General features: G+C 45.8%; 11 protein-coding genes and 3 pseudogenes. 8 read left to right on the top strand and 6 right to left on the bottom strand.

Translation table 11 applies throughout. The features are described from left to right. Nucleotides 1-174: 174 nt before the first annotated feature. Together B5F78_RS09600 and B5F78_RS09595 are read right to left on the bottom strand one after the other, a co-directional pair. Entirely contained in the window at nucleotides 175-516 is a 342-nt protein-coding gene (locus B5F78_RS09600; protein WP_087406583.1) for a type II toxin-antitoxin system RelE/ParE family toxin, read from the bottom strand. After that, the gene (locus B5F78_RS09595; RefSeq protein ID WP_087210966.1) at nucleotides 497-772 is read right to left on the bottom strand and encodes a hypothetical protein; all 276 of its coding nucleotides are present in this window, start codon (nucleotides 770-772) and stop codon (nucleotides 497-499) included. Before B5F78_RS09595 ends, B5F78_RS09600 begins: the two co-directional genes overlap by 20 nt. A gap of 133 nt (nucleotides 773-905) precedes the next feature. Between B5F78_RS09595 and B5F78_RS09590 the strand changes: the two genes are divergently transcribed. Continuing rightward, nucleotides 906-3,029: a M3 family metallopeptidase gene (locus B5F78_RS09590; protein ID WP_430746803.1), complete on the top strand. Its 2,124-nt coding sequence runs from the start codon at nucleotides 906-908 to the stop codon at nucleotides 3,027-3,029. Nucleotides 3,030-3,142: 113 nt separating this feature from the next. Further along, nucleotides 3,143-3,336, top strand: a pseudogene (locus B5F78_RS09585) (sigma factor); the annotation flags it as partial. Here B5F78_RS09585 and B5F78_RS18030 read toward each other — a convergent pair. Continuing rightward, nucleotides 3,320-3,664, bottom strand: a complete 345-nt coding sequence (locus B5F78_RS18030) for a transposase (protein ID WP_430746802.1) — start codon at nucleotides 3,662-3,664, stop codon at nucleotides 3,320-3,322. The pseudogene B5F78_RS09585 and the gene B5F78_RS18030 overlap by 17 nt on opposite strands. A gap of 711 nt (nucleotides 3,665-4,375) precedes the next feature. Here B5F78_RS18030 and B5F78_RS09575 point away from each other — a divergent pair. The 3 genes from B5F78_RS09575 (at nucleotide 4,376) to B5F78_RS09565 (ending at nucleotide 8,306) form a co-directional block, all read left to right on the top strand. Beyond that, entirely contained in the window at nucleotides 4,376-4,915 is a 540-nt protein-coding gene (locus B5F78_RS09575) for an alpha-L-fucosidase (RefSeq protein WP_255376618.1), read from the top strand. Between the two features lie 66 nt (nucleotides 4,916-4,981). Next, a complete protein-coding gene (locus tag B5F78_RS09570) occupies nucleotides 4,982-7,564 on the top strand; it encodes a glycosyl hydrolase 115 family protein (protein ID WP_087406582.1) in 2,583 nt (860 codons plus the stop codon). Nucleotides 7,565-7,658: 94 nt separating this feature from the next. Further along, a complete protein-coding gene (locus B5F78_RS09565; RefSeq protein WP_087406581.1) occupies nucleotides 7,659-8,306 on the top strand; it encodes a DUF1847 domain-containing protein in 648 nt (215 codons plus the stop codon). Between the two features lie 68 nt (nucleotides 8,307-8,374). On the opposite strand, the pseudogene B5F78_RS09560 reads toward B5F78_RS09565, so the two are convergent. The 3 genes and pseudogenes from B5F78_RS09560 to miaB form a co-directional block, all read right to left on the bottom strand. Then, nucleotides 8,375-9,805: pseudogene (locus tag B5F78_RS09560) on the bottom strand (protein-disulfide reductase DsbD family protein); the annotation flags it as partial. A 122-nt stretch (nucleotides 9,806-9,927) separates the two neighbouring features. Further along, nucleotides 9,928-10,384 (bottom strand): annotated as a pseudogene (locus B5F78_RS18075) (protein-disulfide reductase DsbD domain-containing protein); the annotation flags it as partial. A 71-nt stretch (nucleotides 10,385-10,455) separates the two neighbouring features. Next, a complete protein-coding gene (gene miaB / locus B5F78_RS09555) occupies nucleotides 10,456-11,829 on the bottom strand; it encodes a tRNA (N6-isopentenyl adenosine(37)-C2)-methylthiotransferase MiaB (protein WP_087406580.1) in 1,374 nt (457 codons plus the stop codon). Between the two features lie 316 nt (nucleotides 11,830-12,145). Between miaB and B5F78_RS09550 the strand changes: the two genes are divergently transcribed. From B5F78_RS09550 to B5F78_RS09540, 3 genes are all read left to right on the top strand, one after another. Next, nucleotides 12,146-12,472 carry a hypothetical protein gene (locus B5F78_RS09550; protein ID WP_022039138.1) on the top strand — a complete coding sequence of 109 codons (327 nt, stop codon included), beginning with the start codon at nucleotides 12,146-12,148 and terminating at the stop codon, nucleotides 12,470-12,472. 25 nt (nucleotides 12,473-12,497) lie between these two features. After that, a complete protein-coding gene (locus tag B5F78_RS09545; protein ID WP_087406579.1) occupies nucleotides 12,498-13,994 on the top strand; it encodes an acetyl-CoA hydrolase/transferase family protein in 1,497 nt (498 codons plus the stop codon). 121 nt (nucleotides 13,995-14,115) lie between these two features. Beyond that, entirely contained in the window at nucleotides 14,116-16,146 is a 2,031-nt protein-coding gene (locus tag B5F78_RS09540; protein WP_087406578.1) for a glycoside hydrolase family 65 protein, read from the top strand. Nucleotides 16,147-16,162: the final 16 nt, after the last annotated feature.

Genomic DNA, 16,162 nt, shown 5'->3' with positions numbered 1-16,162 from the left:
ACGAAGAACAGGAGCGAAAAGGACCAAAAAATCGCCCAAAGCACACACGAAAACGGATACATCAAGCCAAGAAAAACTTTTTGGAGAAATTCAAAACAGCTTCTTAGAATATGAGTATCCGCAAAGTGCCGATTGTAGCTATCGGGCGGAATGCGGATATTCATATTCTAAAAGTCATAGTCCGCATTGTTTCAGCAAGTCCAGCAATTCTTTATCAGAGATGTTCTCCTGGTCCGACTTGTCGTAAATGGTCAGTAAAGTGACTTCGATTCCGTCCTCTCGTACGGTTATCGCATAAGTGATGATACGTGCTCCACCGCTTTTGCCTTTTCCTTTCGAGGTAATGGCAAGGCGGATTTTGCGAAGCTTGTTACCTAAATCCGTGCCTTGTATAGGATTCTCTTGAATCGATTCTATTAATCTTTCCAAGTCAAAAGGAAGCGAACGGTATTTCTTTGCAAGTTTTTTGAATTCCTTTCGGAATATGAGTGAAAGTTTAATTGTAATATCCTTCATCTTGCAATTCTTTTTTAAATTCTTCCCACGTTTGTAGTTCTACTTTCCCTTCCTTGTGCAGCTTCAGTTCACGGCAAGCCTCGGCAAAGTCGGCAAGGATTTCCTCTTTGGTCTGTACGGGCTCTTCTTCCGCCTCCTTTTTCTTGGTCACTAATTTCTTGGTATAGGCAAGAAGTTTCTTCAGGCTGTTCTCGTCGTCGGCAAGGTAACCGATTTGGCGGAAGAGTTCCGCGCTTGTATCCAGTGTCGTTTCCATAATCAAAGTGTTTAGTCATTATTTTTACAAAGATACACATTTTGAGTTTCCTATTCTTGAAATTTTCCGTAATTTAGCGCACAAAATAATAAATGTAGAAAAAAACATGAAGATAAATGTTTGCAGAAAACTGATGTTTGCCGTATGCTTTGCCGCAGGCGTGGCGGCTTACGGGCAAGACGCTACGGGACACGTCAACCCGTTCCTGAGCGAATTTAACACGCCGTACGGGGTTCCGCCTTTCGAACAAATCACCCTTGAAGATTACCGTGAAGGGTTTTTGAAAGGGATGGAAGAACAGAAGCGGGAGATAGATGCTATCGTAAACCAACGCTCGGTGCCCGACTTCGACAATACCATCGTGGCACTCGACCGGAGCGGAGCGATGTTGAACCGGGTGGCGTATGTGTTCTTTGGGCAGAGCGGATGCAATACGAACGCCGAGATGCAGGCGTTGGAGCAGGAAATGGCTCCGTTGCTTTCGGCTCATAGCGATGATATTTCGCTGAACAAACGCTTGTTTCAGCGGGTGAAGGAAGTATATGAGAACCGTGCGAAATTCAATCTCGATAAGGAACAGGCTAAGTTGTTAGAGGAAACGTATAAAAGCTTTGTACGGAGCGGAGCCAACCTGAGCGATGCCGACCAGCAGAAGCTTCGGGCGTTGAACGAGAAGATTTCGACGCTTCAGATTACGTTCGAGCAAAACATGCTGAAAGAAACCAACGCTTTCAAGCTGGTCATTACGGACGAGAAAGACTTGAGCGGGCTGCCAGCCAGCTTGATAGCACAGGCCGCCGAGACCGCTAAGGGCATGGGTGAAGAAGGCAAATGGGTGTTTACCTTGCATAACCCCAGCATCATGCCTTTCTTGCAATATGCCGATAACCGTGTGTTGCGCGAGCGTATTTATAAGGCTTATATCAATCGGGGAAATAACGGGAACGATGCCGACAACAAGCAAGTGGTGCGCGACCTGATTACGGCACGTCTGGAAAAAGCCAAGCTGATGGGCTATGAAGACTATGCCTCGATGGTGTTGGAAGACCGTATGGCGAAGAACGAAAAGAACGTGTACGACCTGCTTAACCAGCTTTGGACACCTGCTCTTGCCAAGGCGAAGGAAGAGTTGGCTGATATCAAGGCGGAAATCAAGCGTGAGGGCAACGATTTTGAGCCGGAAGGCTGGGACTGGCGTTATTACTTCGAAAAAGCGAAAAAGCATAAATACGACATGGACGAGAACGAAATCCGTCCGTATTTGGAACTGAACAACGTGCGCGACGGTGCTTTCTATATGGCAAAACGCTTGTATGGCATTACGTTCCGTCCCTTGGAATACATGCCGAAACCGCACCCCGAAGCGCAAGTGTTTGAGTGTATCGACAAGGACGGAAAGCCCTTGGGCATTCTTTATTTCGATTTCTTCCCACGTGCCAGCAAGAGCGGAGGCGCATGGTGCGGCGAATACCGTCCCCAGTCGTATGATGAGAACGGCAACAAGGTGGTGCCTGTAGTTACGATTGTATGCAACTTCACCAAGCCGTCGGCAGGTGAGCCTGCCCTTTTGAGCCCGGATGAAGCGACTACGCTTTTCCATGAGTTCGGGCACGGGCTGCATTCGCTCTTTTGCGATGTGCACTATACAGGCGTGAGCGGTGTGCCCCGCGATTTCGTGGAGCTTCCTTCTCAAATCGACGAGCATTTCACCTTCGAGCCGGAAATGTTGCAGGTATATGCGAAACATTACAAGACAGGCGAGGTCATGCCGACCGAACTGGTAGAAAAATACGACAAGAGCAGTAAGTACGGACAAGGTTTCGCTACGGTGGAATACCTTGCCGCATCGCTTCTGGATATGGATTTCCACACGCTGAAGTCGGTGCCTGCCGATATGGACGTGATGGAGTTTGAAGCCAAGACTTTGGGTGACCGTGGTTTGCTGAAGCAGATACCGTCGCGTTACCGCACTACGTATTTCGCGCATACCATGGGCGGGGGTTATACCGCCGGATATTATAGCTACATCTGGGCGGAAGTGCTCGACTGTGATGCGTTCGGAGCATACGTAGAGAGCGGAAACCTGTTCGACCCCGAAGTGGCAAGTAAGTTCCGCAAGTATGTCCTCACGCCGGGCGGCATTGATGACGCGATGGATATGTACGTCAATTTCCGCGGAAAAGGTCCCGATATCAAGTGGTTGCTCGAGAAACGTGGCTTGGATACTCCTGCGCCTTTGAAACAAGATAAGGAATAAACATAGTTAATTAACAATTAAAAGTGAATAGTTAATAACGGCAATCAGAGACATCCACCGTTATTAACTATTCATTGTTCATTATTAATTATTCACTCTTAATTATCTCCGACATGCCGGACCTATCATTTTCGTTTATCTATACCTCCTATTATAAGAAAGCGTTTAGCTTTGCCAAGTCGTACGTCCACGATGAGGCGGTAGTAGAGATATTGCTTCCGAGGCGCTGATAGCCTTGTGGGAGAAAACAAAGGTAGAGTCTGCCGAGCAGGTGGCACCTCTTTTGCTGACTATTCTGAAAAATAAGACATTCTTTTGCGCATGTAAATATTACTCAGATAGGCCTTTAGCAGTCCGATGGAAATCGAGGGATAGTATCGTTGGCGCATGACCTTTGCGGTGTTTACCGATGCCAGTGAGGCATTGAAAGCGAAATCAAGTTTCCTCAAGTCTCTTGCCTGACAATCGTTGAGTCCGGTAAACTGCTTGGAATCCCGAAAGCAAAACTCGATCTGGAATCGTGTACGGTAGTATTCGATGATGTCTCTGGCCGACATGTCAAGGTCGGTGGAGAAATAGATTTTGTGTCCTCCCGATTCGGGATAATGGACCACGACTTTGATGTTGCGTTTCATTGCCTTTGAATATGCCTTGACTGAGTAAGCCCTTCCTCCTTCAATGTCGAGAATCTCGCAACGCTGAAGGTCGAGTTTCTCAAAAATCAATCTTCCCGCCTTTGATACGCGGCCGTCCACGCTTGCCTGTGCGGACACCGTCATGTGCATACCACAAGGCGGCATCATGCAGTCCCGGCAGTCAATGTCGATAATGCCGATGCCGAGAATTTCCAGTCCCCGTTTCACCTGAGAAGCGCATCCCGACCAGAACTTGCCGATATAAGGAGTCTTCTTTCCCGACTTTGAAATGTAGCTTGCGTCTATGGCAATGGCTTTTTTAACGCTTTCTCCAAACCGCTGCCGCATAAGGAAGAGATTGAACTGTATCCAGTCAAACTCACGTTCGAACAACTGCCGGAAGCGTTGTCCCGAGCTGTCCGAGTAACGGCCCATTTGGGTGAAATTAATCTTTCTTGGCAGTACCATATACAAAATCATGAGTTGTATGAATGCCGTTTTAAAACTTTTGCGTAACTTTGCTGAACAACTTTTCAAAGCATCGGTTACGAGTTCCTCATATTGGTCAAGTGCTGTTCTGTTCATTGCTTTAATGTGTGGTTAGATACCATTAAAGGTACTGAATTTCAGCCACTTGACCTATTTTGTTCTGCTAAACTTTATTAATTAACTTGTTTGTTATCAACGGATTAGATATCAATTTAACGAAGTATTAGTTATGATACCTTATATAAAAAACCAGATATGATTATACGTTATTTAACGGATATAGTCAGCAAAGGGGGAAATATGTTATTAAATGTGGCTCCTAATGGTCAGGGAGCTTTCCCTAAGCAGACATTTCCGATTATAAAAGAGTTGCACACTTGGATGCAAATGAATGGCGAAGCTATTTATGGGACGAGGCCTTGGCGTATTTACGAAGAAAAAATGAATCCTAACCAACCTGATGAAGAGATAAAAGCAGAATTTGACGATGCTGTTTTCAATGGGTTTCCTCAGCAACGGATTCCAGACGTGCGCTATACGAGCAAAGGGAATAAAGTATATGTCATTGTGCGCCATGTACAAGATACAGTCTTTAAATTGAGAGCTTTTACAAAACAGGACAAAATAGAAATGGTGAAATGTTTGTCGGAAAGGCAGGATGTGAATTGGAAATTGGGTGAAGATGGTTTGATGATTCGTATGGGGGAATTGGTTGATTCTTATCCTATTTACGTATTAGAAGTTTCATTAAAAAATTCTTAAAGAGAGGATTAAATTCGGTTTCAAACTTAATTAATTCATATATTCGTATTAAAATCAGTAAATAGTATGAAACATCTATTCGTTATCTTATTTCTATTCTGTGGATTATCCGTTTTCGCCCAGCCGAAAATAAACGATAAACCTAAATCATCGGTGGACTTCCCTTTATGTGCAGGTGGAGCGTCTTGTGATATTTTTGTAAGTCCTGAAGATTTTGAGGTGGTAAAAAAGGCGGCTTCTTTATTCGCGGAAGACATTGGGCGGGTAACCGGTACAAAGGGGCATGTCCAGGTCGGAAATCCGGGTAAAGGGCAAAATATCGTTGTTATTGGTACATTGAACCATAACTCTTTTATCGACAAATTGGCAGGTGATAATCAGATAGATGTGACTGGTATCCAAAATGGTTGGGAGCAATATCTTATTAAGACCGTTGAGAATCCCGCTAAAGGCATAAAACGGGCTTTGATAATTGCCGGATGCGACCGTCGCGGAACGGCATACGGGACGTTTGCTTTATCAGAAGCCATCGGTGTATCTCCTCTTTATTGGTGGGCGGATGTGCCGGTTAAGAAAAAGAATGCTTTATATCTTCAAAAAACAGATTATGTTTCTAAGGCTCCTAGTGTTAAATACCGGGGCTTCTTTATCAACGATGAAGGGTGGGGTATTACACCGTGGGCTTCGAAGACATTCGATAAGGAACTAGGAGACATCGGTCCGAAAACGTATGCGAAAGTCTGTGAACTGATTCTTCGTATGAAAGGAAATATGCTGGCTCCAGCCATGCATCCCAGTTCGGGATCATTTAACAAATATCCTGAAAACAAATTGGTGGCAGACAGTTTTGCCATTGTCATGACTTCTTCGCATTGCGAACCCTTGCTTTTCAACAATGTGACAGAATGGGACGAGAAAACAATGGGTGAATGGAATTATGTAACCAATAAAGACAGCATCAATAAGGTGCTTGATAAACGTATCTCGGAGAATGCTCCTTATGAGAATTTCTATACCCTTGCCATGCGGGGCATTCACGATGCCGGATTGGTGGGAGTGCCTAAGGAACGTGAGGTAAGTTTGATAGAAGAAGTGTTGGCAGATCAACGGAACATTTTGTCGAAATATATTCCGCATCCGATTGACTCCATTCCGCAACAGTTCGTTCCTTATAAAGAAGTGCTGGACATTTACGAACGTGGTTTGAAGGTACCCGATGACGTGACTTTGGTATGGGTGGACGATAATTACGGTTATATGAAACGCTTGAGTAATCCGCAGGAGCAACAACGTAGCGGAAGGGCAGGCGTTTATTACCATACTTCTTATCTGGGTGCTCCGCACGATTATCTTTGGGTATGCACCATTCCTCCTGTGTTGATATACGAAGAATTGAAGAAGGCTTACGATACGGGTGCCGACCGTTACTGGCTGCTGAACGTAGGCGACATCAAGCCGGCGGAGCTTGCTATCAAGACGTTTTTCGATATGGCATGGGATATAGACAAATATGATATCCATTCCATCAATGAACACCAGTCGGCGTTTATGGCGAAGTTGTTCGGAGAGGAGTACAAGCCTCGTTTCCAGCGGATGCTGGATGAATATTATCGGTTGGCATGGAGCCGTAAGCCGGAATTCATGGGATGGGAACGTGAATGGGATGAGCCGGAATACACAGAATTGGCTTCTACCGACTATTCGTTCCAAAATTATAATGACGCGCTCCGTCGCTTGGACGATTACCAACGTTTGTCGGACGAAGCGTTGCATTTGTATCATGAGCTTCCGGAGGCTTCTCGTCCGGCATTCTTCGAACTGATAGGTTATCAGGCTTTAGCTTCATATCAGATGAACCGAAAGTTCTTGATGGCGCAATTAAATCGTGAATTGCTTGCCGAAGGCAAGGTTGAGCAAGCTAATTGGGCGGCAAGCCAATCGCAATTGGCATACGACAGCATCGCTTCGTTGAACCACCGGTATAATACGCAATTGGATGGGAAATGGAACTACATGATGACGCTGGCACCGGGATGGGTGGCTAAGTATCAGCATATGCCGGAAGTAACTTATACGAAAGGAAAAGGGGAAATGCCTGTGGACTTGTCTCTCCGTCTTGAACAAGATGTGTTGGAGCGTTGTACGCTGGTAGACTTGACACGCTATCAGGTCAAGTCGGCTTCCGGTCATACGTTGCGTTTGGTAAAAGGATTGGGTTACGACTGGAACATCATTCAGTTAGGAGAGGCGACAGAAGCTTTGGCCGATCCCACTTCTCCTTCGGCTCCTCAGATTGAGTATGCATTGCCACAGATAGATGCCGATTCGGTAACCGTACATGTTTATTCGTTGCCGGTATTCCCTATATATAAAGGTAGAGGGACGCGCTTTGGTGTGTCTGTAGACGGACATCCGGTGCAAGTGACGAATAACATACCTAAAGAATACTCTAAATCTTGGAAAGACAATGTGTTACAAAATGGAGTAAAAGCTACGTTTTCTTTCCCGATAGACCCTAGGCGTAAATCACACACTTTGACTTTAAGTTGTGGTGACCCCGGTGTGATGATACAGCGTATCATTGTAGACTGGGGCGGACTGAAGGAAACATACGTCGGGCCGGATATTCGTTTATTGAAAAGCAAATAAGAGAATAGAAAATCGGAGATCATCTTTAACTTCTGATTAGCCTAAGTAAGTAAAAAGCATTATTGTTGTGTAACAAAACATTTTTTCGAAAGTTATGAGTGAGGAAGAAAACAGGCACGATTGGAGTTGTGTGGATTGTGGTACACAGAATTGTAAGTATAAAGACCGTACATATCCCGATTTTTGCCTGACAACCAGTCTGGACGCAGAAGATGATGCCTGGGCAATGAATAAGTATGAAGAAGGGAGGAATCATGACATTATGGTGGCAAGTGCTGAGGTGGAATACGAAGGTTATTGCCAGTGGACGCGAGTGCAGGAGATTATGGAGTTTGCCCGGAAGATAGGAGCACACAAGATAGGTATTGCCAACTGCATAGGATTGATTAACGAGGCACGCATTTTTGCGCGTATATTGCGTGTTAATGGTTTCGAACCTTATTCGGTTATTTGTAAGGTGGCAGGAAAGGCAAAAACTTCGGTGGGTATACCGGAAGAATGCGAACGCATTGGCAGTGCGATGTGTAATCCTATTCTGCAGGCAAGGTTGCTTAATCGGGCACAAACCGACTTGAATGTAGTCATCGGTCTTTGTGTAGGTCATGACAGCTTGTTTTACAAATATTCGGATGCGTATGTCACTACGCTTGTAACCAAAGACCGGGTGACTGGAAATAATCCTGTTGCGGCACTTTATACTGCACAATCCTATTACAGGAAAAAGTTTGGTCTGGATAAATGAGGCATGGTGTCCTGATAAGAAGACGCCTGTTGTTGATGAAACCTACATCAAACAACAGGCGTCTGTTTTTATTTCTTGTAGTTCTTCAGTCCTGTCTGAAGGAAATCAATGTATTTTGCTACATCCTCGTCGTACGAATACGACTTGTTGAGCGGATTGCCTTCATTGTCTAACAAAACATAGAATGGCTGGGCGTTGGCACCAAACTTAGACCGTTGCAGGTAACTCCACTTATCACCTACAGTACGAAGCGTGCGTTCCTTGCCGTTTTCCATTACCTTGATAGGTTCGGGCAACTTGGTCTTTTCGTCTACATAGAGTGTAATCAGCACGTAATCTTCGGTAAGAAGCTTACTTACTTGCGGGTCTGTCCATACTGCAAGTTCCATCTTACGGCAGTTCACACATCCATATCCCGTGAAGTCTATCATTACCGGTTTGCCTTGTTGGCGTGCATATTCCATGCCGGCATCGAAATCCATGAATTTGGCGTGTACTTCATTCTTGTAAAGATTGAAGTCTTGCGTCTGCATGGGAGGTGCAAAGGCACTTACAGCTTTTAAGGGTGCTCCCCATAGTCCTGGTATCATATAGACAGCAAAGGCGAGAGATATAAGCGCAAGGAAAAAACGACCTACACCTACTTTGTTGCTATCATCATCGTGCGGGAACTTGATTTTACCCAACAGGTACATGCCCAGCAGTCCGAAGATGACAATCCACAGGGCAAGGAAAGTCTCGCGGTCCAGCAGGCGCCAACCGTATGCCAAGTCTGCCACCGAAAGGAACTTGAGGGCAAAAGCCAGTTCGAGGAAGCCCAAGACTACCTTGATAACGTTCATCCAGCCTCCCGACTTCGGCATCGACTTGAGCCACGAGGGGAACATCGCAAAGAGTGTAAACGGCAAGGCAAGCGCTATGGCAAAGCCCAACATGCCCAATGCCGGGGCGATAATACTGCCCGTAGTAGATACCTCTACCAACAGGAAACCGATAATCGGTCCGGTGCAAGAGAAGGATACCAGCGACAAGGTAAATGCCATCAGGAAAATGCTAAGCAAACCTGTTGTGGATTCTGCTTTGCTGTCAACCGCATTGCTCCACTTCGAAGGCAAGGTGATTTCGAACGCGCCGAAGAACGAAGCGGCAAATACCACCAGCATCAGGAAGAAGAAAATATTGAAGATGGCATTGGTCGATAAGGCATTCAGTGCACTTGCGCCGAATATCAATGTAATGGCAAGTCCTAATGCCACGTAAATTACTACAATAGACGCACCGTATGTCCACGCATCGCGGATGCCTTTTTTCTTGTCTTTCGAGCGTTTCAGGAAGAAGCTGACCGTCATCGGAATGATAGGCCATACACAGGGAGTGAACAAGGCGAGCAGCCCGCCGATGAATCCGGCGAAGAAGATGTATACCCACGAATGCGTATCCTGTTGCTGGGTCTCGCCGAACTCGGATAATTCCTTAATAACCGGCTTCCAGTAGTCTGTCGTTCCTTTCAGCTGTGCAGAAGGAGCTGGAACATCGGCTGATGCTACTGAAGTTGTATCGGCAGGAGCAGACGAGACAGGTACCACGTCGCTCTTTACCGGTGCGTTTGCCGAAGGTGCATCAAGTTTTCCACTGTATGAGAAGTCAACAGCGGTAGGAGGCAGGCAGTTTTCATCGTTGCAGGCTCCGTATTCCAAGTAACCTTTTACAGTATAGTCACCTCCTGTAAGTCTCACCTTTTGAGTAAACTTTGCCGTTCCTTCAAAATAACGCACTTGCATGTTGAATATCGGGTCAATCTGCTCTATTTCTCCATTACCAGGAATGAGTTTGCCCACCAGTTCTGCTCCAACTATTTCGTCTACATTAAATGTCGCAGAAGTGGGTCCTCCTTCTTCAAGGTTGGTAGAATATACATGCCAGCCGGCATCGATTGTACCTGTAAAGACAATTTCGGCTTCTGTGGCCGAAAGATTTTTCCATTCAGCTTTGAACTGTACCGGGTCTTGCATTTGGGCAAATATCGGCAAACAGCACAAAAGGGCAAACAGCCAACTGAGTGTCATTCTTTTTTTCATTGTTCGTTTGGTTTATTTTTAGTTAGGTTCTTATTTATATTATTTTATTAAATGTAGTGTTCTGCTTTTTCTCAAACCACTTCTATTCCTTTGAGTGTAGCCGAACTTGAGTCGGTAATACGGACTTTTACGAAATCTCCTATCCGATGCATGCCACGGTCGAACACTACGACTTTGTTCTGTTCCGTCCGTCCGAACAATTGCTCTTTCGAACGTTTGGAAACTCCTTCTACCAATACTTCGAATGTCTTGCCTACGTCTTTCGCATTGCTTTCTGCCGAAAGTTGGTTCTGAAGTTCTATCAGCTCATTCAGCCGGCGGATTTTTACCTCTTCGGGTACATCATCGGGCAAATGTTTCGAGGCATATGTGCCGGGACGTTCCGAATACTTGAACATAAAAGCAGAATCGTAGGCACATTCGCGCATCAGCGAAAGGCTCATCTGGTGATCTTCTTCCGTTTCCGAATGAAAACCGGAGAAAATGTCAGTACTCAGTCCGCAATCTGGAATGATGCGTCGGATGGCTGCTACCCGTTCCAAATACCATTCACGGGTATATTTCCGGTTCATCAGTTTCAGAATACGTGAACTGCCGCTCTGCACAGGAAGATGGATATGTTTGCACACATTGGGCACTTCGGCTATTACGTGAAGTGTCTCGTTGCTCATATCCTTGGGATGTGATGTGGTAAAACGGACACGCATATCAGGTATCGCCTCTGCCACTGTGCGCAATAGTATTGGAAAAGTAATAACGCTGCCGTCTTCCTGCTCGAAACGGTACGAGTTTACGTTTTGTCCCAATAAGGTCACTTCCTTATAACCTTTCTGTCGAAGGTCATTCACTTCATTCAGGATGCTTGCCACATCACGGCTCCGCTCACGTCCGCGGGTATAAGGAACAATGCAGTAATGACAGAAGTTATTGCATCCGCGCATAATCGATACGTATCCTGAGATGCGGTTGCCACAAATGCGTGAAGGTATCACATCGCGATATGTCTCGGTAGTAGAAAGTTCTACATTGATAGCTTTCTCTCCTGCTTCTACCGAAGCAATCAGGTCAGGCAAAGCGAGGTAAGCGTCTGGTCCTGCCACTAAATCGACGTGGTGATTAGTTATCAAGTCTTCTTTCACCCGTTCAGCCATACAGCCCAACACACCTACAATAAGGTGTTTACGCTTCTTCCGCAAGGCATGGAAAAATTCCAGCCGGTTTAGGATTTTCTGTTCGGCATTGTCGCGGATGGAACATGTGTTCATAAACACAGCATCGGCTTCATCCAGTGTGTCGCAAGGCGTGTATCCGGCCATCTGCATAATGGAAGCCACCACTTCACTATCGGCTACGTTCATCTGGCATCCGTAGGTCTCGATAAACAATTTTTTTGTTTCTTTTCCGGTCGCGGATTTAAAGTCCGTTCCCGCAATCTGGTTTGTCATACGATTAATTATTTATATTATAGATTCTAAGCACGGCGGGAATGGATGACAAAATTATCTGCCATTCGCCATGTATTATTAATTATTAACAAATTCAAAGTCATCAAGACAGATTGAAATACACAAAAACAGAACCTTTGTTACCCATTTCCCGCATTTCTGCCCACCTGTGACTCACTTTCCTATCATAATACATACCCAAAACGGGTGCAAAGATAATAATTCTATTCCGTATCGCACAATAAGCAAACAGTTCTTATGATTCTTCGGTGAAAAATTACTATCTTTGGCAAAATCCTTTTTTAATAATACGAATATGTCGAATTTCCTTATCATACTTGCCATTATTGCCATTGCTATTTATAAGCAAGCGACAAAGGAACCTAAGAAACGGCCGTCCAAACAACCGAAAACGACGGTTCCATTTCCTATAGAATCTGTAGAGGAAGCAGAAAATGTTGTAGAGAAAGTACAACCGGCACAGCCCATTAAGCCGGCACGCCGTGTCTCAAAACCACAGAATACACCACCTCCTGTTTCGTCTGACTTTTCTTGCCAGCCCCGGTCTGGCATTCGGTTCCGTACTCCTTCGGAAGCACGGAAAGCATTCATTTATTCGGAGATATTCAAACGGAAATACTAATACATATTTTTAATACCTGAACACTATGAACTACAACAGAATGACGGCGGCAGAAGCTGCCAGCCTGATACAAAACGGTGAAATTATAGCTCTTAGCGGCTTTACTCCGGCAGGAAGTCCCAAAGCCGTTACGGCCGAACTGGCTAAACAAGCCGAAGAAAAACATGCGCGGGGTGAAGAGTTCCGCATTGGAATCATCACAGGAGCCTCAACAGGCGACTCGTGTGATGGGGTATTGACACGGGCACATGCTATCAAGTTCCGTGCCCCTTATACCACCAACACCGATTTCCGCAAAGCGGTGAACAATGGAGAAATCAATTACACCGACATTCATCTTTCGCAAGTGGCTCAACGCTTACGGTCCGGTTTTTTGGGACATGTCACTACTGCCATTGTGGAAGCTTGTGAATTAACTGATGACGGACGTATTTACCTTACTGCCGGCGTAGGCATTACACCTACCATCGCCCGTCTTGCCGACCGGGTCATTATTGAACTGAACGCTGCACACAGTAAACGCATCATTGGTATGCATGACTTGTACGAAATGGAGCGTCCTCCCTACCGTCGTCCGATTCCCATCGTACGTCCCAGTGACCGTATCGGACTTCCTTACATTCAGGTAGATCCTCAAAAAATCGTGGGAGTGGTAGAAGTAGACATTCCCGACGAAGCACGCGGATTCAGTGCCCCCGATCCGGTAACGGATAAAATCGGGCAAAACGTTGCCGATTTCCTTTCGGCAGATATGAAACGGGGCATTATTCCTTCTACGTTTCTGCCTCTGCAATCGGGAGTAGGCAACATAGCCAATGCTGTATTGAGCGCCTTAGGCCGTGATTCGAGTATTCCTCCTTTCGAAATGTATACTGAAGTTATCCAGAATTCAGTCATTACCCTTATTAAAGAGGGACGTATCAAGTTCGGAAGTACCTGTTCGCTCAGTGTAACAAATGATTGCCTGGAAGACATTTACGAAAACATGGACTTCTTCGCCCACAAGCTGGTGCTCCGTCCATCCGAAATATCCAACTGTCCCGAAGTAATCCGCCGCATCGGAGTCATCTCGATGAACACCGCCATCGAAGCCGATATCTACGGCAATGTAAACTCCACCCACATTTGCGGCACGAAGATGATGAACGGTATCGGTGGTTCAGGCGACTTCACGCGCAGCGCCTACATTTCCATATTCTCATGTCCTTCTACTGCTAAGGGCGGGTGTATCAGCTCTATTGTGCCCATGGTATCGCATCTTGACCACAGCGAACATTCGGTTAATGTCATCATTACTGAACAGGGTATTGCCGATTTGCGTGGAAAAAGCCCGATGGAGCGTGCACAGGCCGTCATTGAAAACTGTGCACACCCCGATTACAAACAACTTCTATGGGATTACCTGAAGATTTCTACCAAAGGACAGACTTGTCATAGTCTTTCTGCTGCTCTGGGTATGCACCAGATATTCTTGAAGAAAGGCGACATGCGGCTTACCGATTGGAGCGAATTTGATTCTTGAACATATACCAATGAATAAAAAGACACGGAGACACAGGAAAATGTAACGTGAAAAAACAGTGCGTCTTCGTGTCTTTTTGTTTTCAATCATTTTGTTGTAATAACTTCAGTTGCTAAATATTATGAATCTACGTTGGTTAGGTATAGCTTTGTCGTGTATATTCAGCTGGAATATAATGAAAGCAAGTGTAGAAAACGATGCCTTGTGGCAGGTACGGGCTACAGATTTGCATGCTCCGTATGCTTCGGCTCCGATGGCAAGCGGATGTATTGGCATTTTGCCGGATAAAGAACCTTTCCGCATAGGGCAGGTAGTGCTGAATCATGTGTTTGATGCAGCTGCTCCAGGTGTAGTAAGCCGGGTGATGAAAGGAATCAATCCTTTTGGAATACAGATGAAAATAGATGGCATGATAATAGATACTACCTGTATTAAGGCTTGGGAGCAGACGGTAGATATGCGCCAGGCAGTGCACCGCACAACATTTGAGGCAGGACGGAAAGTGCAAGTAGTGTCTGAATTGCGTGCTTTGCGAAACCTTCCATACGCTGGATTGGTATCGGTGCAGGTGAAAGCACTGACGGATGTAGTGCTGGAGATACGGAACAGTATGAATGTGCCCGATGACTATGCTGCCGATACCGTACGCTATCGCGAACTGGATGCCGATGGTACACGCTTGTATCTGTTGGAGGCAGAAGCTGTTTCTGCAAGAAAGTACAGGCAGGTAGCAGCGGCATCGACTTTTATGTTCGACGGTGCTGAACACTGGAAACCTTCGTTTGATAAAGCAACCGGCGAGCTGCTTTTTATGTTGTCTCTGAAAAAAGGTGAAACACTTTCGTTCTCGTTGGTAGGCAGTATTTGTTCGTCACGAGACTTTACTGATCCTTATAATGAAGCCGAACGCCAGGTGGTATACGCTGTTCACGAAGGAAAGACGCAATTGATACAGGAACATGAACGGTTATGGAATACCTTGTGGCAAAGCGATATTCGTATCGAAGGAGATGATGATGCCCAGCGGTTGGTACGTTTCGCCTTGTTCAATTTATATGCATCCTGCCGTGCCGGAAGCCGGTTGAGTATTCCACCGATGGGACTTTCTTCGCAAGGTTACAATGGACATATCTTTTGGGATACTGAACTTTGGATGTATCCTCCGATGCTTTTGCTGCAACCCGATATGGCACGGTCGATGCTTGATTATCGTGTAGACCGAAAAGAGCCTGCACGCCGGAAAGCAATGGCATACGGATATAAGGGAGCAATGTATCCGTGGGAAAGCGACGATACGGGCGAAGAGGCGACACCGACATTTGCCCTGACCGGGGCATTCGAACATCATATCACAGCAGATGTGGGCATTGCTTGCTGGAATTATTATTGTGTGACCCGTGATTCTGTTTGGCTGAAGCGTGAAGGTTTTCCGTTGCTGAAGGAGATAGCAGAGTTTTGGGTAAGTCGTTCGGTATGTAATGCCGACGGTTCCTATTCGATTGTCGGGGTAACTGGAGCGGATGAATATGCCAATGGTGTAACCGATAATGCCTTTACCAACGCTTCCGCCTCGTTGGTATTAGACTATGCTTCCCGTGCCGGATGGGTATGTGGTGAGCAAGTACCTTCTGTATGGGGTAAAGTGAGCCGTGGTTTGCGTATCTTGCAGTTTGAAGATGGAGTTACGCGTGAACATGCCACGTATCAAGGTGAAACCATCAAACAGGCAGATGTCAACCTGCTGGCTTACCCGTTGGGAAAAATCACCGATGTCAGGCAGCAGCAAAAAGACCTTGCCTATTATGCTGAACGCATTGACCAGCGCGATGGTCCAATGATGTCGTATGCCGTTTTTTGTGTACAATATGCACGAATGGGCAATGCGGCAAAAGCCTATGAAATGTTCTGCCGTTGTTATCAGCCTAACTGGCGTCCTCCTTTCGGGGTACTGTCTGAAACACCTTCAAGCAACAACCCTTATTTCATGACTGGAGCAGGAGGCTTGCTTCAAGCCGTGCTGAATGGATTTTGTGGGCTTCAAGTAACCGAAGAAGGCATTATACAGTTGCCTTCGGTTTTGCCTTTGCACTGGAAAAAGGTTACGGTGACAGGAGTAGGAGTGGAAAAGAAAGTCTATGTACGGGAGCACTAAAAGGGTATTCATCTCT

This window comes from Bacteroides sp. An279, assembly GCF_002159615.1.
Taxonomy (GTDB): domain Bacteria; phylum Bacteroidota; class Bacteroidia; order Bacteroidales; family Bacteroidaceae; genus Phocaeicola; species Phocaeicola intestinalis.
Note: the sequence above shows the minus strand (reverse complement) of the source record. Positions and strands in the feature narration are given on the sequence as shown.

Coding starts and splice junctions, on each gene's coding strand:
- B5F78_RS09600 (WP_087406583.1), bottom strand. CDS start 516: ATGAAGGATATTACAATTAAACTTTCACTCATATTCCGAAAGGAATTC.
- B5F78_RS09550 (WP_022039138.1), top strand. CDS start 12,146: ATGTCGAATTTCCTTATCATACTTGCCATTATTGCCATTGCTATTTAT.
- B5F78_RS09570 (WP_087406582.1), top strand. CDS start 4,982: ATGAAACATCTATTCGTTATCTTATTTCTATTCTGTGGATTATCCGTT.
- B5F78_RS09565 (WP_087406581.1), top strand. CDS start 7,659: ATGAGTGAGGAAGAAAACAGGCACGATTGGAGTTGTGTGGATTGTGGT.
- B5F78_RS18030 (WP_430746802.1), bottom strand. CDS start 3,664: ATGAAACGCAACATCAAAGTCGTGGTCCATTATCCCGAATCGGGAGGA.
- B5F78_RS09595 (WP_087210966.1), bottom strand. CDS start 772: ATGGAAACGACACTGGATACAAGCGCGGAACTCTTCCGCCAAATCGGT.
- B5F78_RS09540 (WP_087406578.1), top strand. CDS start 14,116: ATGAATCTACGTTGGTTAGGTATAGCTTTGTCGTGTATATTCAGCTGG.
- miaB (WP_087406580.1), bottom strand. CDS start 11,829: ATGACAAACCAGATTGCGGGAACGGACTTTAAATCCGCGACCGGAAAA.
- B5F78_RS09590 (WP_430746803.1), top strand. CDS start 906: ATGTTTGCCGTATGCTTTGCCGCAGGCGTGGCGGCTTACGGGCAAGAC.
- B5F78_RS09545 (WP_087406579.1), top strand. CDS start 12,498: ATGAACTACAACAGAATGACGGCGGCAGAAGCTGCCAGCCTGATACAA.